Origin of the sequence: Dokdonella sp. (assembly GCF_019634775.1) — a bacterium.
GTDB lineage: Bacteria > Pseudomonadota > Gammaproteobacteria > Xanthomonadales > Rhodanobacteraceae > Dokdonella.
In genome coordinates this window covers 408330-433415 of the sequence record NZ_JAHCAS010000002.1, presented here as the reverse complement: position 1 = coordinate 433415, position 25086 = coordinate 408330, and the positions used below count along the sequence as shown (strand labels likewise).

Genomic DNA, 25086 nt, shown 5'->3' with positions numbered 1-25086 from the left:
CGGAAGCATCGCGCCTGAAGGCACTCCTACAGGATCACGATGTCTTTGTAGGAGCGCCTTCAGGCGCGATGCCTCCCGACGCCGGAACAACGCCGTGCGGTGGCGCACGCACGGCGCGCGCGCTACCCTCGCGCGCCTATGACCGAAGCCAACCGCATGGAATTCGCACTCGAACCCGACGACGGCGAGCGTCTGTCCAACCTCGTCGGCCCATTCGACGAGCACCTGCGCCAGATCGAGTTGCGCCTCGGTGTCGAAGTGGCCAACCGTGGCAACGTGTTCCGTGTGGTCGGCGACGCGAAGCCCGTGCAGGTCGCCGCGCGCCTGCTGCGCGAACTGTACGCACTGACCGCAACTGAAACGCTGGACGCGCACCAGCTCAACCTGCGCCTGCAGGAATCCGGCATCGAGGCGATCGCCGCAGCCGCCGCGGAGGCTGCGCAGGAGGTCAGCGTCAAGGTCAAGCGCGGCACCATCCGCGGGCGCGGGCCGAACCAGGTGCGTTACCTGCATGCGATCGCCACGCATGACGTCAATTTCGGCATCGGCCCGGCCGGCACCGGCAAGACCTACCTCGCCGTCGCCATGGCGGTCGATGCGCTGAACGAGAACCGCGTGCAGCGCGTGATCCTCGTGCGCCCGGCGGTCGAGGCCGGCGAGAAGCTCGGCTTCCTGCCCGGCGATCTCACCCAGAAGGTCGATCCCTATCTGCGCCCGCTTTACGACGCGCTCTACGAGATGCTCGGCATCGAGCGCGTGACCAAGCTGGTCGAGCGCAACGTCATCGAGATCGCACCGCTCGCCTACATGCGCGGACGCACGCTCAACGACTCGTTCGTGATCCTCGATGAGGCACAGAACACCACGACCGAACAGATGAAGATGTTCCTCACCCGCATCGGTTTCGGCTCGGTGGCCGTGGTCACCGGCGACATCACCCAGACCGACCTGCCGCGCCACATCAAGTCGGGCCTGCGCGACGCGATCGAGGTGCTGCGCGACGTCGACGGCATCAGTTTCACCTTCTTCAACTCGAAGGACGTGGTGCGCCATCCGCTCGTGCAGAAGATCGTGCGCGCCTACGAGGCGCGCATCGAGCCGACCAAGGAGAGCACGCCATGAGCCTGCGCCGCATCGTCACCGCCGCATTCCTGCTCGGTTTCGCGGGAGCCGCTTGCGCGCAGAATTACAGTGGCCCAGAAAGCGCCGAATACCATGTGCGCCTCGATCGCCATCTGGTCAGCAACACCAGCGGCGGCAACATCCTCGCGCGTGCCGCGGACGGCACGCTGAGCGTGTTCACCAGCGCGCCGACCGCCCCCTACGGCATCGAACTCGTCGCCGGGGTGCTTTGGGTGCTCGACAGCGGTCGCCTCAAGGGCTACGACATCGACACCGCCACGCCGGTCGCCGACATCCCGATTCCCGGCGCTTCCTTCCTCAACGGGATCACCTCGAACGGCACCGACCGGCTGTGGATCAGCGACTTCAGCGCCAAACGCATCCACCCGGTCGACATCTCGAATCCGGCACTGCCCGTGCCCGGCACCAGCGTCGCCACCGTGCCGACGCCAAACGGCCTGGTTTACGACCGTGCCAACGAACGCCTGCTGATCGCCACCTGGAGCGCCAATGCGCGCATCCAGTCGCTGGACCTCACCACGCCCGGCGCGACGCCGGTCGACCTGATCCAGACCACGCTGACCAGCTTCGACGGCATCACGCTGGACTGCCGCGGCTCGATCATCGTCAGCGCCTGGGGCAACTGCGGTGCCGGCGGTTCACCGGCCGGCTGCCTGCGCCGCTTCGATCCGCCGTTCACGCTGGGCTCGACCCCGGTGGTGCTGGCCAACAACCTCGGCAATCCGGCCGACATCGACTTCGCCTGGCCGAAGGGCCAGGTCGGTGTGCCCGAGTCCAGCCAGAACAAGGTGACCTTGATCGACGCGCCGGGCTGCGACGGCTCGCTGTTCTACGCCGACTTCGAGCGCTGAACGCCCCATGCCAGCACGCAAGAAGAATGCCGCAAGCCCGTACTGCGTATTCGTGCGCAACGAAACCGCGCGCGGCGGCGTGCCGCTGACCGCCAGCTTCACTCGCTGGGTCGACGCCGCACTGCGTGGTGCGCGCTGGCGAAAGCGTGCCGAGGTCAACATCCTGATCGTCGGCAGCGAGGCCGGCCGTCTATTCAACCGCCAATACCGCCGGCGCGACTATGCGACCAACGTGCTGAGCTTCCCCTACGAGCCGATGCCGCACGAGAAAACCGCCCTGCTCGGCGACCTGGTGATTTGCGCACCGGTGGTGGCGATGGAGGCGATCGCGCAGGAAAAGCGTCCGCGCGACCACTGGGCGCACATGACCGTGCACGGGGTCCTGCACCTGGTCGGTCACGACCATATCGACGATACCGACGCCGAGCGCATGGAGGCACTCGAGCGGCATGTGCTGGCGGAGCTGGGCATCGCCGATCCGTATGTCGAAAGCCGGGATTCGGGATTGGCATCCGCGAATACGTGAGCGCCGCAGGAAACGCCTTCAGGCGTGATGCTCTTTCTTTGCGGCGTTGCACAGAAGGAGCTGGGCATCGCCGATCCGTGTGTCGAAAGCCGGGATTCGGGATTGGCATCCGCGAATACGTGAGCACCGCAGGAAACGCCTTCAGGCGTGATGCTCTTTCTTTGCGGCGTTGTACAGAAGGAGCATCACGCCCGAAGGCGTTTCCTGCGGCGTTGCATGCAGGCCTGCGGCAGCGCTCCTGACCACACGGTCTGCGCGCGAATCGACGACTCCGAGGCAGTCGAGCACGGTGGCCGCGGCTGCAATGAGCCAACGACTATCCGTCACCGCCGTAGCGCGCGGCAAATTCGCGAATGGTTTCGCGCAGGGCTGCGATCGCTTCGGCATGCCTGCCCGTGCGCGCAGCACGAAAAAAAACTGCCGGCCCAATGGCCGGCAGTTGAGTCACCGCGGGTCGGACCGGGTCAAATCGGTCCGACCTGTACGCTGTGGTTACGGTGCCGTTCCTTCGAGCACGAACGTGCAACCGAGCGCTGTCGACGTACCACCATCGAGCAGTGGCGCGAAGGTCCCAGTACCAGAACCCAATGACTGCTGGCAATTTCCGGTGGTGGTCACACCCGCCACGGTTTGCGGCAGCGCCCACGGCCCCGATGTTCCCGTGCCGCCCATGCTCCACGCAATCCAGTACGTTCCCGCCGCCAGCGCGATCGGCGGGCTGAACTCCGCCACCACCTCGTAGAGCGGGCGCGTAGCGTCGGTCGGATTTGTTTGCGTCACACGATAGGCCCCGTTCCAGCTCGTCGAGCTCAGACGGTTGGTCGTCGTATCGCCGAACACCAAAGTACCGCCCGGCGTACCGTTGAAAATGCGCAGACGCAGATCGTTGATCGTGCTCGTCGTACCCGAATTGGTCTGGTAGGTGTAGAACTTCGCCTTCGTGATCGACCAGCCCGAAGCCGGCACCGTGAAGTCCTCGGCAACCACGTTGTTCGAGGAGATCTGCGCACCCGCTCCGAGCGTCGTCATGCTGAGCGACGTCTGCAGTTCGCTGATCGGTGCGCCGCCCGGACCACCGGTCGGATTGGTGATCGCGCGCCCGGTGAACTCGTCGACGAGCACACCGGAGACCGGACCCGAACCCGTCTCGAAGCCATCCGCAAAGATCAGGTCGGGTGGCTCTGTTTCGCCGCAGGCCTGTACCCTCACGTCATCCAGGTAGAAACCGTCCGGCACGCGGCCGACCGAGCTGTCGGTCGCCATGCGGAAACGGAACTTCACGGTCTGACCCGCATAGCTGTCGAGGTTGACCACATAGCGCGTCCAGTCCTGCGGATCACCGCACCAGGCGCGCAGCCCGCCGGCCGGATTCGAGAAGCTCGAGCTGATCGGCCCGTTGTACTGGCCAATCTGCAGCAGCGCGTCCGGCACCTGGGTCCAGGTCGCCCCGTCATCGGTCGAGATTTGCAGAAGGGCACCGTCGTAGCATGCCGTTGCGCTGGAGTCCTCGATCGTCTGGTGGTTCCAGAACAGCAGGTTGATCGGCGAGGTAGCGGCCGGCAGGGCAATGCCAGGCGAGGTCAGCAACTGGTCGGACACCGCCGCCACGTCCTGAGCCAGAAAAGCCTTGGTGCCGCTGTGCGTGCGCGTTCCGGAAACCGCCCAGTCGGCGGTACCGGCAGCATGCGTGGCGACCCAGGCCGAGTTGTCGCCCTCGAAATCGGTCGCATAGACGTCGACCGGGGTCACGCCCACCGGACAGTCGCCGGGCAGCGGAATCGTGGTGAACGAGAACTCCTGGCTGACAGCCGTATCGCCGCATTCATTCTGCGCAGTGACACGCCAGTAGTAGGTCGCGGCACTGTTGAGCGACGTGCCGACGGTTGCCGTGTTCGACGCGAACGTGCCTGACCAGACGATGTTCGAGAAGGCCGCATCTGAGGCGACTTCGACGAAGTACGTCGCCGCCTGGGTGGAGGCCGCCCAGGTCAGCACCGGACTCAAGGCGACATTCTGCGCGCCGGCAGCCGGTGTGGTCAGGGTGAACGCTCCGGGATCGTCCGTGTACAGGGTCAGCCCGACCGCGCGCGTCTTGATCTCGGCACCGGCCGTGCCGGTGATCGTCAGCGTCGACGTGCCGGCTGCGGCGGCGCCCAGGTTGGCGACGGTCAGCACGCTGCTGCCGGGATACGTCGCGATCGGGTTCGTGCTGAACGATGTCGTCGTGCCGCTCGGTTCGCCGGAAACCGCCAGGTTTGCCGGGGTCGAGAAGCCGAGGATCGATCCTGCGCTGATGTTGAACGGCACCGACGCGGTGTCCTGGGTGCAGACGCTGATCTGGGACGGATCGACAGCCAGCGTGAACGTCGGGTTCTGCGCGCAGTTGCTGCAGACGATAGCGAAGTCCTGATCAGTCGTGTCGGCATTGCCGGGCACGCCGTCACCGGCGATGTTGAAGCCGGTCACCGTGATCTTGATCGAGTCAGGCGTACCCGCCGGCAGGAACACCGCCTCATAGTTGTTGCGGTTGTCCGCGGTACCGCCCGTGGTGCTCCACTGGCCGGTGAAACGATTGCCGAGGTAGGTGTTCGCACCGTACTCGACCGCAAGGTCGAGGTTGTTGACCTGCGGGCTGGTGCCGATCGCGCCGGCCGCATCGGTCCAGACCAGGGCGACGCGCACCGGCTTGTCGGGGTCCACGGCGGCGCCGATCCATTCCCAGGTCTCACCGGTCGCACCGAGCACCTGGGTCTGGTTGACGACGAGCGTCGGCGTGTCGCTGAACATCGCCTCGAGGTTCGGCATGCCGTAGCCCTGCGCATTGGTCGGCAGGTTGCCGTTGCCGGATACGCCGGTCAGATAGGTCGGATGCGCTATCAACCAGGCCTTCATCAACGCCGGCGACGGTGCCGAGGGCGAGCCGCCATCGAACGAAAGCGCGCCTTGGCCATTGGCGATCCACCACCAGGCCAGCGAGGCGACGCCCGACACAGCCGGGGTCGAATGGCTGGTGCCCGACGAGGCGGCGTAGGTGGCGTTGCCGACCGGGCGCGCCGAGTCGCAGACGTTCCCGCCGGTCGACGGGGTGGCACGTGTACCGGTGATATGCGTACCCGGCGCAATGACTTCGGGCTTGATGCGCTGGCCCGGCGAGGGGCCGCGCGACGAGAAGGCAATGATGTCCATCGCGTTGTCGGCACCGGTCGGGCCGACGCCACAGCCGTCGGACCAGTTGCCGTTCTCGTCGACCTGACGCTGGTTCTCCGAGGCACCCACCGTGATCATGTTCTTGCCGTTGCTCGGCGTACCGACCGTGCCGGCAGCGGACCCGGAATTGCCGGCAGCAAAGATCGTGATCAGCTCCTGGTTGCCGGACGCGGTCGTGTCGGCGTCGCGCGTGCCGGCGTCATAGGCCTGCGAGCTGTCGTCATACTGGGAAGCACAACCCGAGCAGCCCCAGGAGTTCGACGAAATGCGCGCACCCGCGGTGTAGACGGCCTTGATGACGCCGGCATCGGTGTTGCCACAGCCGCTCTGGTCGAAGCTGTTGCTCGAGTTGAAGATGCGCGTTCCGCCGAGGCGCGTATAGGGGTTCATGCCCTGGCCGCGCTGGTACTCGCCGGGGAAGCGTGCACCCGGTGTCGTGGCGTTGGTGCGTACGTCGTATCCGCCGGCGATGTTGGCATTGATGTGGCCGTGGCCTCGCACGGTGCCGTTCGTGGCCGCCGAGCCGCAATGCTGGTTGTAGACCACGCGCGACGGATTCGCCGTGTCGCCGAGCACGTGCAGGGTCGGATCGCCGGTGTTCGTCGTGCGGTCGCCGATGCCGTCGTCGGAAATGTCGACGACCGGGTAGTCAGCCGGATTGGTCGAGAAACCCAGCGCATTGAGCCACGGCAGGTATCCCTCCGCCTGCGGGCCGGTATTGCCGGAATTGAAATAGCCACGGATGATCTGTGCCTGCACCTCGTCGTTGAGCGTGCGTGGATGCACCTCGCCGACCCAATAGACGTCCGGGTTCTCGATGATCAGGCGCACCTGGTCGAGCGTTGCCTCGTACTTCGCGACCTCGTAGCCGAGAATCGGGCTCCAGTCGACCGTCGGCTTGAGTCCGATGGCCGCAAGGGCTTGCTTGGTCACCACGCCATCGGCGTGGCGGTAGATCTGCACGGTGATCGGGATCAGCGTGCCCGCCGCGGTGGCTTGCGTGCCCTGGATGCGGGCGAACAGCGAGTCACCGAGCTTGACGAAGGACGGCAGCGGCGCGCTGAACTGCAGCGTGTTCTTCTGTGCGGCGAGGTTGGCCAGCGCGCTGCGCGCCGAGGCATTCGCCCACACCAGGTAGCCGTTGCTTTCGATGTAGTGGACCGGCACCGCTCCGGTGGCGCGCACCTCGTCGAGCCAGGCATCCTTGAGCGGGCCGACGAACTGAACCAGGTGCAGCGCGGCGCCACTCGGCGCGTTCAGCGTGAATCCCGGTGGTGCGATGATCTGCGAGGTCTGCGTATCGATCCGCAAACGGTCGAATTGCAGGACATCAGCTTCGTTCAGCACCTGCGCGCCGACGACGTTGCGAGGCATCGCAGCAGGATTGCCACGATAGAGGGCGAACGTGCCGTAGTCGGCGATCAACTGATAGCCGGCCGGCGCGCTCACACCGGCTGGCAACACGATCTTGGCGCCGTCTGCCGCATGGGCAACTGACAACGTGGCTGCGATGGCCGCAGCCAGCAACGAACTCTTGCGCATGATGGGACCCCAGGAAGGAAAGAACGATGGACGTACGGGCACCGCCCTGCCCGAACCGGTCGCGACGCTAGATGCGCGGTGCGCCCGATGTCAAGCAATCATTCATGCTGCAACGCCGCATCAAGACCGCGGTCATGTCGCCGATGCATCGACATGGCAACCCGCGCCTCCCGGACCGCCACCGCTGAGCGCCTCGCAGGCAGGATTCATACGCGGATTTGCATCGCACCATTCCGCCCCCATCTCGCCCGGCGTGACCGCCACGCTATATTGCGGGTTCGGTCGCCTCCCCGACCTTGGCCGTAGCCCCCGAACACATGGACACGATCCGCATCCGCGGCGCGCGCACGCACAACCTGAAGAATCTGGACCTCGACCTGCCGCGTGATGCCCTGATCGTCATCACCGGCCTGTCGGGTTCTGGCAAGTCCTCGCTGGCCTTTGACACGATCTACGCCGAGGGCCAGCGTCGCTATGTCGAATCGCTGTCCTCGTACGCACGGCAATTCCTCTCGATGATGGAAAAGCCCGACGTCGACCATATCGAAGGCCTGTCGCCGGCGATCTCGATCGAACAGAAGTCGACCTCGCACAATCCGCGCTCGACGGTCGGCACGATCACCGAAGTCCACGACTACCTGCGCTTGCTGTTTGCCCGGGTCGGCACGCCGCGTTGTCCGCAGCACGCCATCGCCCTGGAAGCACAGACGGTGAGCCAGTTGGTCGACAGCACTCTCGCCCTCGACCCGACGAAACGCTGGATGCTGCTCGCGCCCGTCGTGCGCGATCGCAAGGGCGAGCACGTGCAGGTGTTCGAGCAACTGCGCGCCCAGGGCTTCGTGCGTGCGCGCGTGGACGGCACGATCCACGAACTCGACGCGGTGCCGCCACTCGCGCTGCGCCAGAAACACACCATCGAAGCGGTCGTCGACCGCTTCCGTGTCCGCGAGGACATCAAGCAGCGCCTTGCCGAGTCGTTCGAGACCGCCCTCCGTCTCGGCGACGGCATCGTCCAACTGGTCGACATGGACGACGACAAGGCCACGGCGACGACGTTCTCGTCACGCTACTCGTGCCCGGTCTGCGACTACTCGCTGCCCGAGCTCGAACCGCGCCTGTTCTCGTTCAACTCGCCTACCGGTGCCTGCCCGACCTGCGACGGCCTCGGCATCACCCAGTTCTTCGATCCGGCGCGCGTCGTCGCCCATCCCGAGCGGGCGTTGGCCGAGGGGGCGATCCGTGGCTGGGACCGGCGCAACATGTACTACTTCCAGATGATCCAGTCGCTGGCGAAGCACTATCGCTTCGACGTCGACACGCCGTGGAAGTCGCTGCCGGCGAAGATCCGCGAGCGCGTGCTGAACGGCTCCGGCGACGAGTTGATCGCATTCGCCCACATCACCGAAGCCGGTGGACGCTTCACACGCAAGCATCGCTTCGAAGGCATCATCCCGAATCTCGAAAGGCGCTATCGCGAAACCGAGTCGCAGGCCGTGCGCGAGGAAATCGCCAAGTTCATCAGTCCGCGTCCGTGCCCGGACTGCCAAGGCCAGCGCCTCAATCGCAGCGCACGTCATGTGTACGTCGCCGACGCCAACCTGCCGACACTGAGCGCACTGCCGATCGAGCAGTCGGTGGCCTGGTTCGAACGGCTGGCGCTGACCGGCTGGCGCGGCGAGATCGCGGCGAAGATTGTCAAGGAAATCCGCGAGCGCCTGCGCTTTCTCGTCGACGTGGGGCTCGACTACCTCACCCTCGACCGGCAGGCCGATTCGCTGTCCGGCGGCGAGGCGCAGCGCATCCGCCTCGCCAGCCAGATCGGTGCCGGCCTGGTCGGGGTCATGTACGTGCTCGACGAGCCCTCGATCGGCCTGCACCAGCGCGACAACGAACGTCTGCTCGGCACGCTCGAACGCCTGCGCAACCTCGGCAACACGGTCATCGTCGTCGAGCATGATGAGGACGCGATCCGCGCCGCCGACCACATCCTCGACATTGGCCCCGGCGCCGGCGTGCATGGCGGCGAAATCGTCGCCCAGGGCAAGCTGACGGACATCCTTGCCGCGAAACGTTCCTTGACTGGTCAGTACCTTTCGCGCGCACGCTCCGTCGAAGTGCCGAAGCAGCGTCGCAAACCCGATCCCGGGCGCATGCTGCGCTTGCTCGGCGCAAGCGGCAACAACCTCAAGGGCGTCGACCTCGAACTTCCCGTGGGCCTGTTCACCTGCATCACCGGCGTATCGGGCTCGGGAAAGTCGACCCTGGTCAACGACACCCTGTACCGCCAGGTCGCGGCGGTCCTCAACGGCGCCAATGAGAAGCCTGCGCCATTCCGCGCGATCGAAGGCATTGAACAGTTCGACAAGGTCGTCGACATCGACCAGTCGCCGATCGGACGCACTCCGCGCTCGAATCCGGCCACCTACACCGGATTGTTCACGCCCCTGCGCGAACTGTTCGCCCAGGTGCCCGAGGCGCGCGCGCGCGGCTACGGGCCTGGACGCTTCAGCTTCAACGTCAAGGGCGGGCGCTGCGAGGCCTGCGAAGGCGACGGACTGATCAAGGTCGAGATGCACTTCCTGCCTGACGTCTACGTTCCCTGCGACGTCTGCCACGGCAAGCGCTACAACCGCGAGACACTGGATGTGTCCTACAAGGGACACACCATCGCCGACGTGCTCGGCATGACCGTCGAGGACGCCCATGCGTTGTTCAAGCCGGTGCCGATGCTCGCGCGCAAGCTCGAAACCCTGCTCGACGTCGGTCTTGGCTACATCACCCTCGGCCAGAGCGCGACCACCCTGTCCGGTGGCGAGGCGCAGCGCGTCAAGCTTTCGCGCGAGCTCAGCAAGCGCGATACCGGCCGCACCCTGTACATCCTTGACGAGCCGACCACCGGCCTCCACTTCCACGACATCGAGCAACTGCTCAAGGTGTTGCATCGCCTCGCCGACGACGGCAACACGGTCATCGTCATCGAGCACAACCTCGATGTGATCAAGACCGCCGACTGGGTGGTCGACCTCGGGCCCGAGGGCGGTGGCCGTGGCGGCACGATCATCGCCACCGGCACGCCGGAGACGATCGCGCGCACGAAGGATTCGCATACCGGCCGCTTCCTCGCCCGCACGCTCGCCGACGCAAAGAAGAAGCGCACTGCATGAACCCCACCGACACGACCCCATCGATCATCCTCGCGCGCGTCACGCTCGACGTTCGCTGGCGCGACCTCGACGCCTTCAACCACGTCAACAACTCGGTGTTCCTGACCTATCTGGAAGAAGCTCGCCTGCGCTGGCTCACCGGGCTCGATGGCACCTGGATCGATGATGCCCAGGCGCCAGTCGTGGCCGCCACCCAGGTCAACTATCGCAACCAGATGCCGTGGCCTGGCCAGGTCATGGTCGAACTGTCCTGTCTGAAGGCCGGTACGAGTTCGTTGACAATCGGCCATCGCATCACCAGCGCCGATGGCAACACACTGTATTCCGACGGCCACGTCGTGCTGGTCTGGATCGATCCACGCAACGGCCGTCCGGTGCCGCTGCCGGCCGCGGTGCGCGCGGGTGGCGCGCTGCACGCCCCATAGACGATGCTTTTGTGGGTGCGGTTTTTGTGGGGGCGGCTTCAGCCGTGGCGCTTTGGCGAATCCCCTGCCCCGATGCGACAATCGCCGTGCTGCGGCCGATGGCGGCCCGCACGGCTCCGGAGCGTGCATGCAGGACCTTCCCGAACCCCGCACCGAGGCGCCCGATACCTCGGCGCGCGCGCTGCCTGCCGGCACGCTGCAACTTTCGATCAACGGCAAGCCTTTCTACTACCGTGGCGACACGGCGATGCCGCTGGTCTGGTACCTGCGCGACACGTTGCGCCTGACCGGAACCAAGTACGCCTGCGAGAACGGCTGCAGCGGCGCGTGCATGGTGCTGGCCGACGGCAAGCCCGCGCGCTCCTGCCAACTGACCATGCTCAACGCCGCCGGCCACGCGATCACCACGATCGAAGGCCTCGACCGGGATGGCCTGCATCCGGTGCAGCGCGCCTGGCTCGAGCATGACGTGATCCAGTGCGGCTATTGCCAGGCCGGCCAGATCATGGCTGCGGTCGCCCTGCTCGAACGCACGTCCAAACCATCCGATGCCGACATCGCCGCGATCGGCAACCTCTGCCGCTGCGGCACCCAGCCGCGCATTCGCGCCGCCATCCGACGTGCGGCGGAGCTGGCCGGGGAACGTGCGCCGTGATCGCCGCCCACGATGCCTCACGCCGGCGCTTCCTGCGCATCGCCGTTTCGACCGGCGGCGCGCTGGTCGTAGGATTCGCCGCCGGTGAAGCCGACGCGCAGGACATGAAACTGCCGCTCGACCTGATCGGTGACGAGCTGATGCCGCTTGGCGCCTTCGTCATGGTCGAGCGCGACAACCGGGTCGTCATCGGTTCGCGTGCCTGCGAAGTCGGACAGGGCGCGAAGACCCGCGGACCGATGCTGGTCGCCGAGGAACTCGATGTCGATTGGGCGCAGGTGCGCGTGGTCCAGCTCGCCTACGGTTACCAGGAAATCGATGGACGCTCCGGCAACGCCTATGGCCACCAGGCGAGCGGAAGACCCGATGATGTAGCCCGCGACTGGGACGAATTGCGCAAAGCCGGCGCGATCGCCCGCGCGCTGTTGCTGCGTGCCGCCGCCGCTGTCTGGCAGCAACCCATTGAATCGCTGCGCACGGAGTCGGGGCATGTGCTCGATGCCGGTGGCCGCCGCCTCAGCTACGGCGCGCTGGCGCGCAGCGCGGCGTCGCAGGCACCACCGGACGGCGAGCCAGCGCTCAAGAACGCGACGGCGTTCCGCATCATCGGCAGGCCGGCGCGCACGCCCGACGCTGCGAACGTCGTGCGTGGGCGCACGCGCTACGCCGGCGACGAATTCCTCACCGGCATGCTCGTCGCCGTCGTCGCACGCTGTCCGTACCCGGGCGGCAAGCTCGACACGCTCGACGACACCGAGACGCGCCGGATCAGCGGCGTACGCGATGTCGTGCGCTTCGATGGCCCGCAAACCGGATTTGCCGCAGACGCGCCACTCGCTGCCGGCATCGCCGTGCTCGCCGACACGACCTGGGCCGCTCTGCAGGGACGCGCTGCGCTGAAGCCGACCTGGTCGCCAGGACCGGACAGCAACGCGTCAAGCAGCGCACTCGTCTCGCAGGCGCATGCCCTGCTCGACGCTGGCGAACCGGGCATCGACTTGCACAAGCACGGCGATTTCGCCGGTTCGCGCAAGCGCGCGCGGCATCAGGTCAGTGCCCGCTATGAGTTGCCATTCCTCGCCCATGCGATGCTCGAAGCACCGGCTGTGGTCGCCGAACTGCGTGAAGACAGCGCCCTCATCATCGCCGCCGTGCAGGACCCGGACGCGGCTTCTCGCCTCGTCGCACAACTGACCGGCCTGCCACGCACGAAGATCGAGATCCGCCTGCCACGCGGCGGTGGCAGCTTCGGCCGGCGACTGGCCAGTGACTTCGTCGCCGAGGCCGTCACCATCGCCCGACTCGCCGGCAGGCCGGTGCGCCTGCTGTGGACGCAGGCGGACAACCTCAGCCACGACTTCTTCCGCCCTTTGTCCGTGCATGCCCTGGCGGCAACCCTCGACCGGCGCAACCGTATTGCCGGCTGGTCGCATGCTTGCGCCGGCACACCACGCAATGACCACGGTTCCACCATGAACGCGCCGGTCTGGAGCGGCTGTCTCGAGGCCGATTCCTTCCCGGCTGGCCTCGTCGCGCACCACGAGCAGCGCTTCCATGCTCTCGAGGCAGCATTGCCGCGTGGCGCCTGGCGTGCAACCGCCGACACGGCGCAGGCGTTCGCTGCACAATGCTTCATCGACGAGATCGCCTTCGAGGTGCGGCGCGACGCGGTGGAACTGCGTCTGGAACTGCTCGGCGAACCGCGCCTGATCGATGCCACGGCCGGCGGGCCCGGTTTCGATACCGCGCGCATGGCCGAGGTACTGAAACGTTGCGCCGAGAACATCCAGTGGACCCGACGACGCAACGATGGCCGAGGCGTCGGCATCGCCTGCCATGCCTGGGCGGGCGGCTACGTCGCACATGCACTGGAAACCTCGATGGAAGGTGAGCGGCTGCGCATCCACCGCGCCATCTGCGTGATCGACGCCGGCCGCGTGGTCAATCCGCTCGGACTCGAGGCGGAAGTCTCCGCCGCCACCGTCGACGGCATCGGCACTGCCTTGCACGCGGCGATCACGCTCAAAGACGGTCAGGTCCAGCAGCACGGCTGGCGCGACTACCGCCTGATGCCGATGGCGCAAGCCCCCGCACGCGTCGAAGTGCACATGGTCGAATCGAGCGCCGAGCCGGTCGCCGCCGGTGATCTCGCCTTCAGCAGCGTCGCCCCTGCCCTCGCCAACGCGATCTTCGCCACCACCACCGTACGCGTGCGCAAGCTGCCGCTGATGCCCGAGCTGTTGCGGTTGCTGTGAGGATGCCCTGATCAATCCTGCGGCGGCGGATCGCAACCGTCTGCCGCACGCTGCGCACGCTGGCGCTTGCGTTCGGCGATCGCCTCGCCGTCGGCAAGACCGATCCAGCTGAGGTACTTGCCGGCGAACGCATCGCCGACACTCTGGTCGGCGCGGAACGCGCCAGCGAAGCGTGTACGCTGGCAATCGAGCGGATTCTCGCCGCGCTGTGCGATCTCGGCCCAGCGCGCCTTGCCGGCTTCCTGCGGATTGTCGATGCGCTCGGGGCCGATGCGCGTCTCCACCTCGGGCATGCGTAACGAACCATCCGGATTGAACAGTTGCGGCGCGGGCGTGCCGGCGGCACCGATGCGCGCGCTCGTCGTCGACGACTCTTCGGACTGCAGCGGCGGCGGCTTGAGTTTCGCCTCGGGAGGCTGCACGACGATGCGCGACGGTTTGCGTGCAAACACCGCCGGTTGCGGCTCGTCGGGGATCGGCAGCGGCTCGACCGGTTCGATGATGGTGACGAGGATCGCATCGCGCGAATCCCCATGCGGCGCCACCACCATCACGTGATCGAGGGCGACGATCCAGGCGATATTGGCGAGCACCGCGAGGAAAACCAGCACGCCGATCGTGCGCGGGGCGACCTGCGGAGCATGCCATTTGCGCTCGCGGACGCGCAGCCTGCCGGCATAGGCAAGCCGAAGCCCGGCCGTCTCGCTCGCACTCGGAACGGGTGTCGCAACGGTGACGGCGTCCGGTTGGGGCATTCAGGGACAAGCGGGGCGCGGGGGTGCGCCGTGGCGCGCGCAGCATACGCGGAGCGCGCTAAACGGGCGTTAAGGATGCATCCTTGAGGAAACTCGGGATCGTTCGACCGCAATTGCCACCGCGCCCGCGGAATCGCCCCGATCCCCTGCTCCCTCAGTACACGTCACGCCGATAGCGCCCACTGGCCAGCATGCCCTGGACGGCGTCGGCACCGAGCGTTGCGCGCAGAATGGCATCAACTCCGGGCGCCATGCCTTCGAGACTGCCACAGACATGGATCGAGGCACCCTCTGCGACCCACGCACGCAGTTCGTCGGCGCGCGCAGCGAGGCGGTGCTGGACATATTCGCGTGCGGCGCCATCGCGCGAGAACACCGCATCAAGACGTTCAATGTCACCCTTGCGTTGCCAGGTTTCGATCTCGTCACGCCAGTAGTAGTCATGCTCGGCATGGCGTTCACCGAACACCAGCCAGTTGCGTCGATGGCCGCGGGAGATGCGTTCGCGCAGCAGGGCGCGCAGGCCGGCGATGCCGGTGCCGTTGCCCACGAGGATCAGTGGACGCGCATCGTCGGGCGCATGGAAGTTGGTATTGGCGCGGATGCGCAGGGCAACGCGAGCACCGAGTGGTGCCCATTCGGTCAGCCAGCCGCTGCCGAGGCCGAGGCGGCCGTCGCTGCCGCGCATCTGCCGCAGCAGCAATTCGAGCACACCATCAGCCGGCACCGAGGCGATCGAATACTCGCGATGCGGTAGCGGAACGAGGCGTTCGACGACGGCATGGATCGATTGACCTGAAACATCGGCAGGTGCGGGCAGCACACTGCGCGCGAGCACATCACGCAGCGATCGAACGCTGCCGTGGTCACCGAGCTGAACCTCGCCGTCGAGCCCGCTCGCGGCAAGCCAGGCATCGATCACGGCAGCCGCATGGCAAGGCCCGATCTCGGCGATGTCGCCGGCACGCCAATGCAGCTGCGCGGGATCATCCGGCTTCAGGCCGAGCGCGAAGCACGGCGCGCCGGCACTGCCGGGGTTGGCAAGGCGACGTTCGACCAGTCGCCATGTCGCGTAGTTCGGGCTGCTCCAGTCCGGCAGATCGCTGCGGCCGGCCAACTGGCCGAGATGATGCTGCCAATGTCGCAACGCTCCTTCGTCGCCGTCATCGACTTCGACCAGGTCGAACAGTGGCGTAGCCCCCGCGTCCTGCAACCAACGCTCGACGCGATGACCGAATGCGCAGAAATTGACGTACTCCCGGTCGCCGAGTGCGAGCACGCCGTAGTGGAGATGCGCAAGATCGAGCCTGGCTTCAACGAGGTGGCGCTCGAAGTCCGCTGCCATGTCGGGCGCATCACCCTCGCCGGTCGTACTGACGACGAACAGCGCACGGCGCACGCCAGCAAGCTGCGCGGCATCGAGTTCACCGAAAGGGCGGGTTTCGACGACCACACCCGCCATTGCGAGCGACTCCGCGGTCTGCCGGGCGACTTGCTCGGCGACGCCGGTCTGGCTTGCCCATGCGACCAGTACGGATTTCGCGACTGAAGCACGCGGCCCCACCGACACCTGCGCGGCGCGCTGGCGACGTCGACGCAAGCTCCAGCCGGCACCCCAGGCCCCGGCATAGGCGACGACGACCAGAACCGCCGCGGCGACGCGCACCGGGCCCGGATCGCTCCAGCCGAGCGAGCCACGCTGCCAGGCAAGCAGCAACAAGGCGATCACGCTGAGCAGACCCGCGACGGCAAGGTTGCCGAGCCACGCGCGGCGATCGATCGGTGCACTCACTGGGTCAGCCTCGCGGCGAAATCGTCGCTCATGCGTTCCTCGAAACGCCCACCGCTGCGCAGGATGAACAGCACAGCAACACCGCGCTCGCGTGCCCAGGCCAGCCCGGCGTCTGGACCGAGCACGCTCAACGCGGTGGCGAACGGATCGGCATCGATACCGCGCTCGGCCAATGCGGTCACCGACGCGACATCGTTGTCGAGCGGCCAGCCGGTACGCGGATCAATGCGATGCGCGTAGCGGCGTCCCTGGTCCTCGAAGAAGTGCCGGTAGTCGCCCGACGAGCCGAGCGCGGCATCGCGCAGGGCGATGATGCGCTGGACATCGATCGCTCCGTCGCTGCTGTCGTTGTCGAGCGGACGCTGGATCGCGACCTGCCAGTCGCTGCCGTCGGGCTTGCTTCCGCGGGCGCGCAGTTCACCGCCGATCTCAACGAGGTAGTCGGCACATCCCTGCGCTTCGAGGTACGCGCCAATGCGATCGGTCGCATAACCCGGTGCGATCGACGACAGGTCGAGGTACAAGCCGCCGGGCTGGAACACACGACGGTGCTCGACATCCAGGCGTACCTTGCGCCAACCGACGCGCGCACGCATGGCTTCGATCTCGTCGGCAGCCGGCGGTTCGCGCCGCGCCTTGCCGGGGCCAAAGCCCCACAGCTCGACCAGCGGACCAACGGTCGGGTCATAGGCGCCCCCGGTGTCGGCGGCGAGTGCAAGTGCCGCCTGCACGACCGTGAATAGCGATTCGGGCCAGTCATGCCATGTGCCGGCCTCCGCCGTGTTGTAGCGGCTCAGCGGCGACTCCGACTTCCACGTGCTCATCTGCGCGTCGATGTCGGCGAGCTCGTGTTCGATCGCTGCACGCACCCGTGCCGCGGTATCGTCGCGGCCGACATACTTGACCGTCCAGGTCGAGCCCATCGACTCGCCGGCGAGGGTGACGATGCCGGCGCGTGGCGTGCAGGCGGATGCGAACAGCGCGAGCAGGAGCGGAACGAACAGTGCTTTCATGAAAGCTCGGCCTGTCGCCTCCCTTCTCCCCGCGTGCGGGGAGAAGGGACAGCCCGTTACTGCGGCAGCACCTCGAACGTGGCGACGTAGCTCGCGCGACGCTCCTGCGCCTGCGGCAGCGAGGTCTTGGCATCCTGCACGACGGTTTCCATCCAGTATCGGCCCGCTGCCGGCCAAGTCACGCTGAACGCACCGTCCTTGTCGGTGGTCGCAGCCAACTCGTTCTGCTTGTCGCGATAGCGGATGCCGTCGGGAATGATCTCGATGTCGAGCCCAGCTGCCGGCCGGCCGTCGAGCAGCAGCTTGAAGGTCGCCGGCTCGCCGGCGAACAGGTCATTCGGATGGGTGACCGGCACGAGTTCGATGCCGACACCGGTCGGCTTGAGCGCAGAGTCGTTCGGCCGCCCGGCGGTGACGAAGGTTTCGATGCGGCCAGCGGCCTGGGAAACCTTCAGGTTCTTCGCTTCCTTCGGCACATCCTTCGCGAAATCCTCGACCTTGCCGCGCCAGCGCTTCGGCTTGCCGTCCTCTTCCCAAACCGCGGAGAGCCCGGCATTGACTACCGCGATGCGGTAGGTGCCGGTCTGGGTCAGGTGCACGTCGAACGTGCTGCGGTACTTGCCGGTCGCCATGTTCTGTGCCGGTACGGTGCTGCCGTCTGGTGCGGTGATGGCGAGGTTGTCCAGGCGCAGCGGCACGTGGTTGAAATAGAACAGGTCGTTCGACACCGCTGCGTCGACGGTGATCCACGGATCCTTCGCCGACAGCACGGTGTCCGACGGCAGCAGCCAGGCCTTGTGTGCCTGCGCGGACAGCGGCAGGGCCAGCGCCACGGCGGCGAAAATCCAGGTCTTGGAAACAGTCTTCATCACATCGCTCCGGGAATCGGAATCAGGGATTGAGGTCGAGCTTGATCGCGCCAAGCTCGTGCGAGCCTTTCGCTTCGAGATGCGCGGTGGACGCCGCTGGCCAGTCGAACGGTATGCGCACGAGTTCGCGACCACCGACTTCACGCGCCGCTTCGACGACCAGGCCGTACTTGCCGGGTTCGAGGTTCGCGAACGGCGCCTTGGCGGTGTCGAACTTGAGTTGATGCTGGCCGACCGGACGCGTCGCTCCGCTGATGCCATCGATCGGCATGGTCTGGTCGCGGCCGCTGCGCCGCCACCACTGGCGCAGGTCGGCCAGCCATTTCGTACCCGCACCTTCGCTGGTGTCCTTCTGCATGTACCAGACAGCAAGGTTGGCGGCGACGCTCTGGTCAGGCTTCTCGATCCACACGGCGACATAGGGACGGTGGTATTCCGACGCATCGATGCGCGGGATCTCGACGGTCACGTTGACCGAACCGGCGGCAGCAAGGCCGGTGACAAACAGCAGGGGCAAGGGAAGCAGGCGCACTCGCATCGGCAACCTCGTCAATGGATGAACAGGATGGCCACGAGCAGCATGACCACGAAACCAAGGCCAACCAGCGGCCAAGTCATCGGCCTTTGCCGCGCATGCAACTGCAGCAGGAAGAAACCGGTGACCGAGAACACGATGCAGGCAACGGCGAAGAGATCGATGAACCAGCTCCATGCCGTGCCGGTGTTGCGTCCCTTGTGCAGATCGTTGAGGTACGAAATCCAGCCGCGATCGGTGCGCTCGTACTCGACCGCACCGGTCACCCGATCGATGCTGAGCCAGGCGTCGCCACCTGGCCGCGGCATCGACACGTAGACCTCGGCCTCCGACCACTCGCCGATGCGGTCGCCAATGCGCACATCCATGGCGTGAACGAACCAGTCGCGCAATGCCGCCGGCAGTGGCGCCTTGGTGTCTGTGCCGCCATCGGCGAGCATCGCCAGCAGCTCCGTCGGCAGCTCGGCTGTGCGCGTCTCGACCGCTGGCCTGGCCTCGATCTGACCTGCATGGTTGAGCGTGATGCCGGTGAGGCTGAACAGCAGGATGCCGATCAGGCAGATCGCCGAGCTGATCCAGTGCCACTGATGCAGGGTCTTCAGCCAGTACGACCGGCGCTTCGCGTCCACTGGCTTGCCCACGCGCACGATTTCCTGCCTCGAACCCGGCGGATTACAGCACAAGATGAGAATCGTTCGCAATTGCAACAGGCTTGCGGTCGATTGCCGCGGAGCCCCGCGCCAGCGTGCGGAGCGCAGCCAGCGACAACGGCCGCGCCCCCACCCAGCCGCGCCCATGGCGCGGCCTGCGTGTCCTGATCGCTACGCTTCCGGCAGGGACGGACGCAGGGGCTTGTACAGGATCTCGAAACGAAGATCGTCGCGCTTCGGGATGCCGAAACGCGCGTCGCCGTACGGGAACGGCTGATGCTCGCCGGTGCGCGCAAAGCCGCGCCGCTGGTACCAGGCGATCAGTTCTTCGCGGACATCGATGACCGTCATGCGCATGCCGTGGCAATGCCAATCGTCGCGGGCAATGCGCTCGGCCTCGCGCAACAGCTGGCCGCCGAGACCGCAGCCCTGGCGGTCGGGCCTGACCGAGAACATGCCGAAGTAGGCGTCGTCACCCTCGCGGCGCAGCTCGCAGCAAGCCAGCAACTGCGCGCCCTCGCGCACGAGCAGCACGCGCGCGAGCGGATTGGTGATGAGTTCGCGGAGCCCGTCCGGGTCGATGCGTTGGCCATCGAGCAGGTCGGCTTCGGTGGTCCACCCCACCCTGCTCGCATCACCGCGATACGCCGATTCGACGAGGGCAACGAGGGCCGGCACATCGTCCACCGTGGCGATCGAGTACGTGCGGCTCATGCCAGCAATCCGCGCACACGCCCAAGCGCGGCGACGAAGCGGTCGATCTCCGCGTGCGTGTTGTAGAACGCGAGCGAGGCGCGCAGTGTCGCCGGCACCCCGTAGAACTGCATCAGCGGGTGCGCGCAATGATGGCCCGAACGCACGGCGATGCCTTCATGATCGAGCAGGGTCGCGAGGTCGTGCGCATGCGCCGAGTCGACCAGGAACGAGATCACCGGCGCCTTGCCGGGCGCCTCGCCGACGAAGCGCAGCCCCGGCATCGCGCCGAGCGCGGCCCGGGCATGTGCGAGCAGCGCCTGTTCGTGCGCGGCGATGGTCTCGATGCCGAGCGCATTCACGTAGTCGATCGCTGCAGCAAGACCGGCGAAACCGGCGATGTTAGGCGTACCGGCCTCGAACCTGTGCGGCGGATCCGCGAACGTGGTGCCGTCGAAACGCACCTCACGGATCATCTCGCCGCCACCGAAGAACGGCGGCATCGCCTCGAGGTGCGCTCGCTTCGCCCAAAGCATGCCGGTACCGGTCGGACCGAACAGTTTGTGGCCGGTCAGCGCATAGAAATCGCAGCCGAGCGCGCGCACGTCGATGGCAAGGTGCGGCGCAGCCTGCGAACCGTCGACCAGCAGCGGCACGCCGTGCCGTCGGCATTCACGGGCGAGCACCGCGACCGGGTTGACCGTACCGAGCACGTTGGAGACATGGGCGACGGCGGCCAGCTTGACGCGTGGCGACAAACGCGCAACGAACTCCTCCACGATCAGCTCGCCAGCCTGCGTGATCGGTGCCGGCACGACCTTCGCGCCCACGCGTTCGGCGACGAGCTGCCAGGGCACGATGTTGGCGTGATGCTCCATCCGCGTGACGAGGATCTCGTCACCCGGTTGCAGGCGCGGCAGGACGTGGCTGTAGGCGACGAGGTTGATCGCCTGGGTCGTGCCCGAGGTCAGGACCACCTCGTCGCGTGCGGGCGCGTTGATGAAGCGCGCAAGGCGGTCGCGTGCCGATTCGTAGGCAGCCGTCGCCTCCTCGCCAAGGGTGTGCACCGCGCGCGCGACATTGGCGTTGCTGTTGCGATAGAAGCGGTCGACCGCCTCGATCACACAAGCAGGCTTCTGCGCCGTGTTCGCATTGTCGAAATAAACCAGCGGCTTGCCATGAACCTGGCGTGCGAGCAGCGGGAAATCGGCACGGATGCGCTCGACGTCGAAGTCGGATTCGCTCACACGCCCTCCTCGCGCACTGGAAGACGTTCCAGCAGCAGGCCGTCGATGTGCTCGCGCAAGGCCATGTTTTCCAGCGAATCGATGGCAACGCGGCAGAACGCCAGGGTCAACAGTGCACGCGCTTCGGCTTCCGGCAAGCCACGCGTGCGCAGGTAGAACAGGGCGCGTTCATCGAGGCGACCAACCGTCGCACCGTGCGCGGCCTTGACCTCGTCGGCGTGGATTTCCAGCACCGGCTGGGCGTCGATCTCGGCCTGCGCCGAGAGCAGCAGGTTCTTCGTGTCGAGGCTGGCATCGCTGCCGTCGGCACCAGGTTCGACGGTGATCGCGCCATGCAGGATGCCGCGCGCGCGACCGCCGGCGACGCCGCGCCAGACCAGGTCGCAGGCGGTGTCGCGGGCAAGGTGGCGCACGTCGATGTGCATGTCGACATGCTGACGTGCGCGCGCGACGAATACACCCCGTGAAGTACAGCGCGCGCGATCACCATCGAGGTCGACGACGAGATCGTGACGTGCCAGCGCGCCACCGAGTTCGAGGGTGCGCAGGTTCAGCGCGGCATCGGTTCCAAGCGTGAACGTATTGCGGCGGATGCGTGTTGCCGTCTCGGCCGCAGCCTGGAGCTGCAGCAGGTCGAGCCGCGCACCGTCACCGAGCGTGAAGTGTCCGACCGCGTTGCCGAGATGAGCATCGTCCGCGTCGCTGGCGTGGTGTTCGACGAGCGTCATGGCGCTGCCCGCGCCGAGCTCGACGACCAGACGCAGGTTCCACGCCAGCGGCCCTGTTCCGGCGCCGAGCATCACCACGTGCACGCGCTCGTCCACCTGCACGCCGGCGGCGACACGCAGCACGAGACCATCGCCGGCGAGTGCCGTGTTGAGGCGCGCGAATGCGAGTGCCGGATCGTCTAGCGGCTGCTCGAAGCTCGCCTGCAGCGCGGCGGAACCCGCGGCGAGCGCGGCGGCCAGCGGCACGGCAGAAATGCCGGCCGTTGTCGGCAGGCGCGAAAGATCGGCGCGGAACGCGCCATTGACGAAGACGAGGCGCGTGCCATCCAGGCCAGGCAGTCCGACCAGAGTCGGATCGACCGCACGCGTGCCCGCCTGTGCATCGCCATTGGCGTGACGGCGCTGCGCCAGCGCGCGCAGATTCGTGTACCTCCAGGCTTCATTGCGCGGACCTGGCAATCCATCGCGGGCGAGGACCTCGCGCGCATGACGACGGGCTGCACCGAGCCAGTCCGGTCCTGGTGCATCGGCCTCGGCCGTAGGCGCAAGCAGCGATTCGAGCAGCGGCTCCACCATCACGCCGCCCCGGCCACGCGGCGCTGGGCCACCCAGGCGTAGCCCTCCTCCTCGAGCTTGAGCGCAAGCGACTTGTCGCCGCTCTGCACGATGCGGCCATCGGCGAGCACGTGGACGAAGTCCGGCACGATGTAGTCGAGCAGACGCTGGTAGTGGGTGATGACGACGAAGGCACGTGCCGGGTCACGCATCGCGTTGACGCCATCGGCGACCATCTTCAATGCGTCGATGTCGAGACCCGAATCGGTCTCGTCGAGGATCGCCAGCTTCGGTTCGAGCAAGGCCATCTGGAAGATCTCGTTGCGCTTCTTCTCGCCGCCGGAGAAGCCCTCGTTGACGGCGCGATGCAACAGTTCATCCTTGAGATGCAGCACGGCGAGTTTCTCCCGCACGCGCTTGAGGAACTGCATCGAATCGAGCTCCGCCTCGCCGCGCGCCTTGCGCTGCGCATTCAGCGCGGCGCGCAGGAAATAGGTGTTGTTCACGCCCGGGATCTCGACCGGGTACTGGAAGGCGAGGAACACGCCGGCCGCAGCGCGCGCCTCGGGCTCAAGCGCGAGCAGGTCGGCACCCTCGTACGTCACCGAGCCTTCCACGACCTCATAGCCTTCACGACCGACCAGCACGTTGCCCAGGGTCGATTTGCCGGCACCGTTCGGCCCCATGATCGCGTGCACTTCGCCCGCGTTCACGCTGAGCGACAGGCCCTTGAGGATCTCCTTGCCGGCAACACGGACGTGGAGGTTTTCGATCTTCAACATGGTCACTCCTTCCCCTCCCCTTCGCGTTCGGCACGCCCGAACTCATCAACATCCATCCGATCCTTCAAACGCCTCGTTGCACGCTTGTTCCCGAGCGGATCCTCGCGCCCGATCACACGCAAGGGCAGGTTCGCGCGATACTTCGCGACCACGCGTTCGACGCGCCCTCCGCCGAGCAGTTCCTTCACGTCCACCGTTGCCGCACCACTCATCCGACCGCCCCCTCCAGCGAAACCTCCAGCAGCTTCTTCGCCTCGACCGCGAACTCCATCGGCAGTTCGCGGAATACCTGCTTGCAGAAGCCATCGACGATCATCGACACCGCATCCTCCTCGGCGATGCCGCGCGAGCGGCAATAGAAGAGCTGGTCATCCGAGATCTTCGACGTCGTCGCCTCGTGCTCGACGATCGCATCCGGGTTCTTCACCTCGATGTACGGGAAGGTGTGCGCACCGCACTGCTTGCCGATCAGCAAGCTGTCGCACTGGGTGTGATTGCGCGCACCGCTGGCGCCCTTCTCGATCTTGACCAGGCCGCGGTAGCTGTTCTGGCCGCGGCCGGCGCTGATGCCCTTGGAAACGATCTTCGATTTCGTGTTGCGACCGATATGGATCATCTTGGTGCCGGTATCGGCCTGCTGGCGATGGTGGGTCAGTGCGACCGAATGGAACTCGCCGACCGAATCGTCGCCGCGCAGCAGGCAGCTCGGATATTTCCAGGTGATTGCCGAACCGGTCTCGACCTGGGTCCAGGTGATCTTCGACCGCGCACCACGGCAATCGCCGCGCTTGGTCACGAAATTGTAGATGCCACCGACACCATTCTCGTCGCCCGGATACCAGTTCTGTACGGTCGAATACTTGATGTTCGCGTCGTCGAGCGCGACCAGCTCGACCACCGCCGCATGCAACTGGTTCTCGTCGCGCATCGGTGCCGTGCAGCCTTCGAGATAGGACACGCTGGCGCCGTCCTCGCAGATGATCAGGGTACGCTCGAACTGGCCTGTGTGGCCGGCGTTGATGCGGAAGTACGTCGACAGTTCCATCGGGCAGCGCACGCCCTTCGGCACGAACACGAAGCTGCCGTCGGAGAACACCGCCGAGTTCAACGCGGCGAAGTAGTTGTCGCCGACGGGCACGACACTGCCGAGGTAGGCACGCACGAGTTCCGGGTACTCGCGGATCGCCTCGGACATCGAGCAGAAGATCACGCCGGCCTCAGCCAGTTCCTTGCGGAAGGTCGTGCCAACCGACACCGAATCGAACACCGCGTCCACGGCGACGCCTGCCAGCTTGGCGCGCTCATGCAACGGCACGCCGAGCTTGTCGTAGGTCTCCAGCAGTTTCGGATCGACCTCGGCCAGTGACTTCGGCCGGTTCTTCGGAGCGGCGTAGTAGCTCACGGCCTGGAAATCGATCGGCCCGATACGGAGTTTCGCCCAGTGCGGCTCGCTCATCGTCAGCCAGTGGCGGTACGCGGCCAGGCGCCAGTCGGTCATCCACACCGGCTCGCCCTTCTTGGCCGAGATGAAGCGGATGATCTCCTCGGACAGGCCGGGCGGTGCGTACTCGGTCTCGATATCGGTGACGAAGCCGGCCTCGTAACGCCGGTTCATCGCCTCGACGATGCGCTCGTTGCCACCCGCCGGGAATTGGGGACGGATACGGGTCTCGATGTCGCTGCGTTCGGTGGCCATTGG

At 66.4% G+C, this 25086-nt stretch carries 20 protein-coding genes; 7 read left to right on the top strand and 13 right to left on the bottom strand.

What is annotated here, in order from left to right; translation table 11 throughout:
• The first annotated feature begins 138 nt into the window (after positions 1-138).
• Genes KF907_RS12785 through ybeY form a run of 3 tightly spaced genes read left to right on the top strand, consistent with a single transcriptional unit; the run spans position 139 to position 2520 of the window.
• Positions 139-1122, top strand: coding sequence for a PhoH family protein (locus KF907_RS12785; RefSeq protein WP_291220934.1), 984 nt, complete (start codon positions 139-141; stop codon positions 1120-1122).
• The gene (locus tag KF907_RS12780; protein WP_291220932.1) at positions 1119-1994 is read left to right on the top strand and encodes an NHL repeat-containing protein; all 876 of its coding nucleotides are present in this window, start codon (positions 1119-1121) and stop codon (positions 1992-1994) included. The genes KF907_RS12785 and KF907_RS12780 overlap by 4 nt, the downstream gene beginning before the upstream one ends.
• 7 nt (positions 1995-2001) lie before the next feature.
• Positions 2002-2520: an rRNA maturation RNase YbeY gene (ybeY, locus tag KF907_RS12775; RefSeq protein WP_291220930.1), complete on the top strand. Its 519-nt coding sequence runs from the start codon at positions 2002-2004 to the stop codon at positions 2518-2520.
• A 492-nt stretch (positions 2521-3012) separates the two neighbouring features.
• Here the strand turns inward: ybeY and KF907_RS12770 are convergent, their stop codons facing one another.
• Positions 3013-7269, bottom strand: a complete 4257-nt coding sequence (locus KF907_RS12770) for a S8 family serine peptidase (RefSeq protein ID WP_291220928.1) — start codon at positions 7267-7269, stop codon at positions 3013-3015.
• Positions 7270-7586: 317 nt separating this feature from the next.
• On the opposite strand from KF907_RS12770, the gene uvrA reads away from it, so the two are divergent.
• The 4 genes from uvrA (at position 7587) to KF907_RS12750 (ending at position 13768) form a co-directional block, all read left to right on the top strand.
• Complete coding sequence (uvrA, locus tag KF907_RS12765; protein WP_291220926.1) at positions 7587-10433, top strand: excinuclease ABC subunit UvrA; 2847 nt, start codon at positions 7587-7589, stop codon at positions 10431-10433.
• Positions 10430-10858 (top strand): acyl-CoA thioesterase, encoded by a 429-nt coding sequence (locus KF907_RS12760; RefSeq protein WP_291220924.1) that lies wholly within the window; start codon positions 10430-10432, stop codon positions 10856-10858. Before uvrA ends, KF907_RS12760 begins: the two co-directional genes overlap by 4 nt.
• Before the next feature lie 127 nt (positions 10859-10985).
• Positions 10986-11513, top strand: a complete 528-nt coding sequence (locus KF907_RS12755; protein WP_291220922.1) for a (2Fe-2S)-binding protein — start codon at positions 10986-10988, stop codon at positions 11511-11513.
• Positions 11510-13768: a xanthine dehydrogenase family protein molybdopterin-binding subunit gene (locus KF907_RS12750; RefSeq protein ID WP_291220919.1), complete on the top strand. Its 2259-nt coding sequence runs from the start codon at positions 11510-11512 to the stop codon at positions 13766-13768. The genes KF907_RS12755 and KF907_RS12750 overlap by 4 nt, the downstream gene beginning before the upstream one ends.
• An 11-nt stretch (positions 13769-13779) precedes the next feature.
• Here KF907_RS12750 and KF907_RS12745 read toward each other — a convergent pair whose 3' ends face one another.
• The 12 genes from KF907_RS12745 to sufB all read right to left on the bottom strand — a co-directional run bounded on the left by KF907_RS12745 (position 13780) and on the right by sufB (position 25002).
• Complete coding sequence (locus KF907_RS12745; protein WP_291220918.1) at positions 13780-14523, bottom strand: hypothetical protein; 744 nt, start codon at positions 14521-14523, stop codon at positions 13780-13782.
• Between the two features lie 154 nt (positions 14524-14677).
• Positions 14678-16315, bottom strand: a complete 1638-nt coding sequence (locus tag KF907_RS12740; RefSeq protein WP_291220916.1) for a sulfite reductase subunit alpha — start codon at positions 16313-16315, stop codon at positions 14678-14680.
• Positions 16312-17328 carry an FAD:protein FMN transferase gene (locus KF907_RS12735; protein ID WP_291220914.1) on the bottom strand — a complete coding sequence of 339 codons (1017 nt, stop codon included), beginning with the start codon at positions 17326-17328 and terminating at the stop codon, positions 16312-16314. Before KF907_RS12735 ends, KF907_RS12740 begins: the two co-directional genes overlap by 4 nt.
• A 56-nt stretch (positions 17329-17384) precedes the next feature.
• Complete coding sequence (locus KF907_RS12730) at positions 17385-18197, bottom strand: DUF4198 domain-containing protein (protein WP_291220912.1); 813 nt, start codon at positions 18195-18197, stop codon at positions 17385-17387.
• 22 nt (positions 18198-18219) lie between these two features.
• A complete protein-coding gene (locus KF907_RS12725) occupies positions 18220-18735 on the bottom strand; it encodes a DUF2271 domain-containing protein (RefSeq protein ID WP_291220910.1) in 516 nt (171 codons plus the stop codon).
• A gap of 11 nt (positions 18736-18746) precedes the next feature.
• Positions 18747-19382, bottom strand: coding sequence for a PepSY-associated TM helix domain-containing protein (locus KF907_RS12720; RefSeq protein ID WP_472843880.1), 636 nt, complete (start codon positions 19380-19382; stop codon positions 18747-18749).
• Positions 19383-19553: 171 nt separating this feature from the next.
• A complete protein-coding gene (locus KF907_RS12715; protein WP_291220906.1) occupies positions 19554-20096 on the bottom strand; it encodes a GNAT family N-acetyltransferase in 543 nt (180 codons plus the stop codon).
• A complete protein-coding gene (locus tag KF907_RS12710; RefSeq protein ID WP_291220905.1) occupies positions 20093-21322 on the bottom strand; it encodes an aminotransferase class V-fold PLP-dependent enzyme in 1230 nt (409 codons plus the stop codon). The genes KF907_RS12715 and KF907_RS12710 overlap by 4 nt, the downstream gene beginning before the upstream one ends.
• Positions 21319-22626, bottom strand: coding sequence for a Fe-S cluster assembly protein SufD (sufD, locus tag KF907_RS12705; protein WP_291220904.1), 1308 nt, complete (start codon positions 22624-22626; stop codon positions 21319-21321). The genes KF907_RS12710 and sufD overlap by 4 nt, the downstream gene beginning before the upstream one ends.
• Positions 22626-23387 (bottom strand): Fe-S cluster assembly ATPase SufC, encoded by a 762-nt coding sequence (sufC, locus tag KF907_RS12700; protein WP_291220902.1) that lies wholly within the window; start codon positions 23385-23387, stop codon positions 22626-22628. The genes sufD and sufC overlap by 1 nt, the downstream gene beginning before the upstream one ends.
• 2 nt (positions 23388-23389) lie before the next feature.
• Positions 23390-23575 (bottom strand): hypothetical protein, encoded by a 186-nt coding sequence (locus KF907_RS12695; protein WP_291220900.1) that lies wholly within the window; start codon positions 23573-23575, stop codon positions 23390-23392.
• Between the two features lie 20 nt (positions 23576-23595).
• Positions 23596-25002, bottom strand: a complete 1407-nt coding sequence (sufB, locus tag KF907_RS12690) for a Fe-S cluster assembly protein SufB (protein ID WP_291221237.1) — start codon at positions 25000-25002, stop codon at positions 23596-23598.
• Positions 25003-25086 lie beyond the last annotated feature (84 nt).

Bases quoted from the DNA above. Each gene is read 5' to 3' on its own strand.
- KF907_RS12785 (WP_291220934.1), top strand. From the start codon at position 139: ATGACCGAAGCCAACCGCATGGAATTCGCACTCGAACCCGACGACGGC.
- KF907_RS12780 (WP_291220932.1), top strand. From the start codon at position 1,119: ATGAGCCTGCGCCGCATCGTCACCGCCGCATTCCTGCTCGGTTTCGCG.
- ybeY (WP_291220930.1), top strand. From the start codon at position 2,002: ATGCCAGCACGCAAGAAGAATGCCGCAAGCCCGTACTGCGTATTCGTG.
- KF907_RS12770 (WP_291220928.1), bottom strand. From the start codon at position 7,269: ATGCGCAAGAGTTCGTTGCTGGCTGCGGCCATCGCAGCCACGTTGTCA.
- uvrA (WP_291220926.1), top strand. From the start codon at position 7,587: ATGGACACGATCCGCATCCGCGGCGCGCGCACGCACAACCTGAAGAAT.
- KF907_RS12760 (WP_291220924.1), top strand. From the start codon at position 10,430: ATGAACCCCACCGACACGACCCCATCGATCATCCTCGCGCGCGTCACG.
- KF907_RS12755 (WP_291220922.1), top strand. From the start codon at position 10,986: ATGCAGGACCTTCCCGAACCCCGCACCGAGGCGCCCGATACCTCGGCG.
- KF907_RS12745 (WP_291220918.1), bottom strand. From the start codon at position 14,523: ATGCCCCAACCGGACGCCGTCACCGTTGCGACACCCGTTCCGAGTGCG.
- KF907_RS12735 (WP_291220914.1), bottom strand. From the start codon at position 17,328: ATGAAAGCACTGTTCGTTCCGCTCCTGCTCGCGCTGTTCGCATCCGCC.
- KF907_RS12730 (WP_291220912.1), bottom strand. From the start codon at position 18,197: ATGAAGACTGTTTCCAAGACCTGGATTTTCGCCGCCGTGGCGCTGGCC.
- KF907_RS12725 (WP_291220910.1), bottom strand. From the start codon at position 18,735: ATGCGAGTGCGCCTGCTTCCCTTGCCCCTGCTGTTTGTCACCGGCCTT.
- KF907_RS12715 (WP_291220906.1), bottom strand. From the start codon at position 20,096: ATGAGCCGCACGTACTCGATCGCCACGGTGGACGATGTGCCGGCCCTC.
- sufD (WP_291220904.1), bottom strand. From the start codon at position 22,626: ATGGTGGAGCCGCTGCTCGAATCGCTGCTTGCGCCTACGGCCGAGGCC.
- sufC (WP_291220902.1), bottom strand. From the start codon at position 23,387: ATGTTGAAGATCGAAAACCTCCACGTCCGTGTTGCCGGCAAGGAGATC.
- sufB (WP_291221237.1), bottom strand. From the start codon at position 25,002: ATGAACCGGCGTTACGAGGCCGGCTTCGTCACCGATATCGAGACCGAG.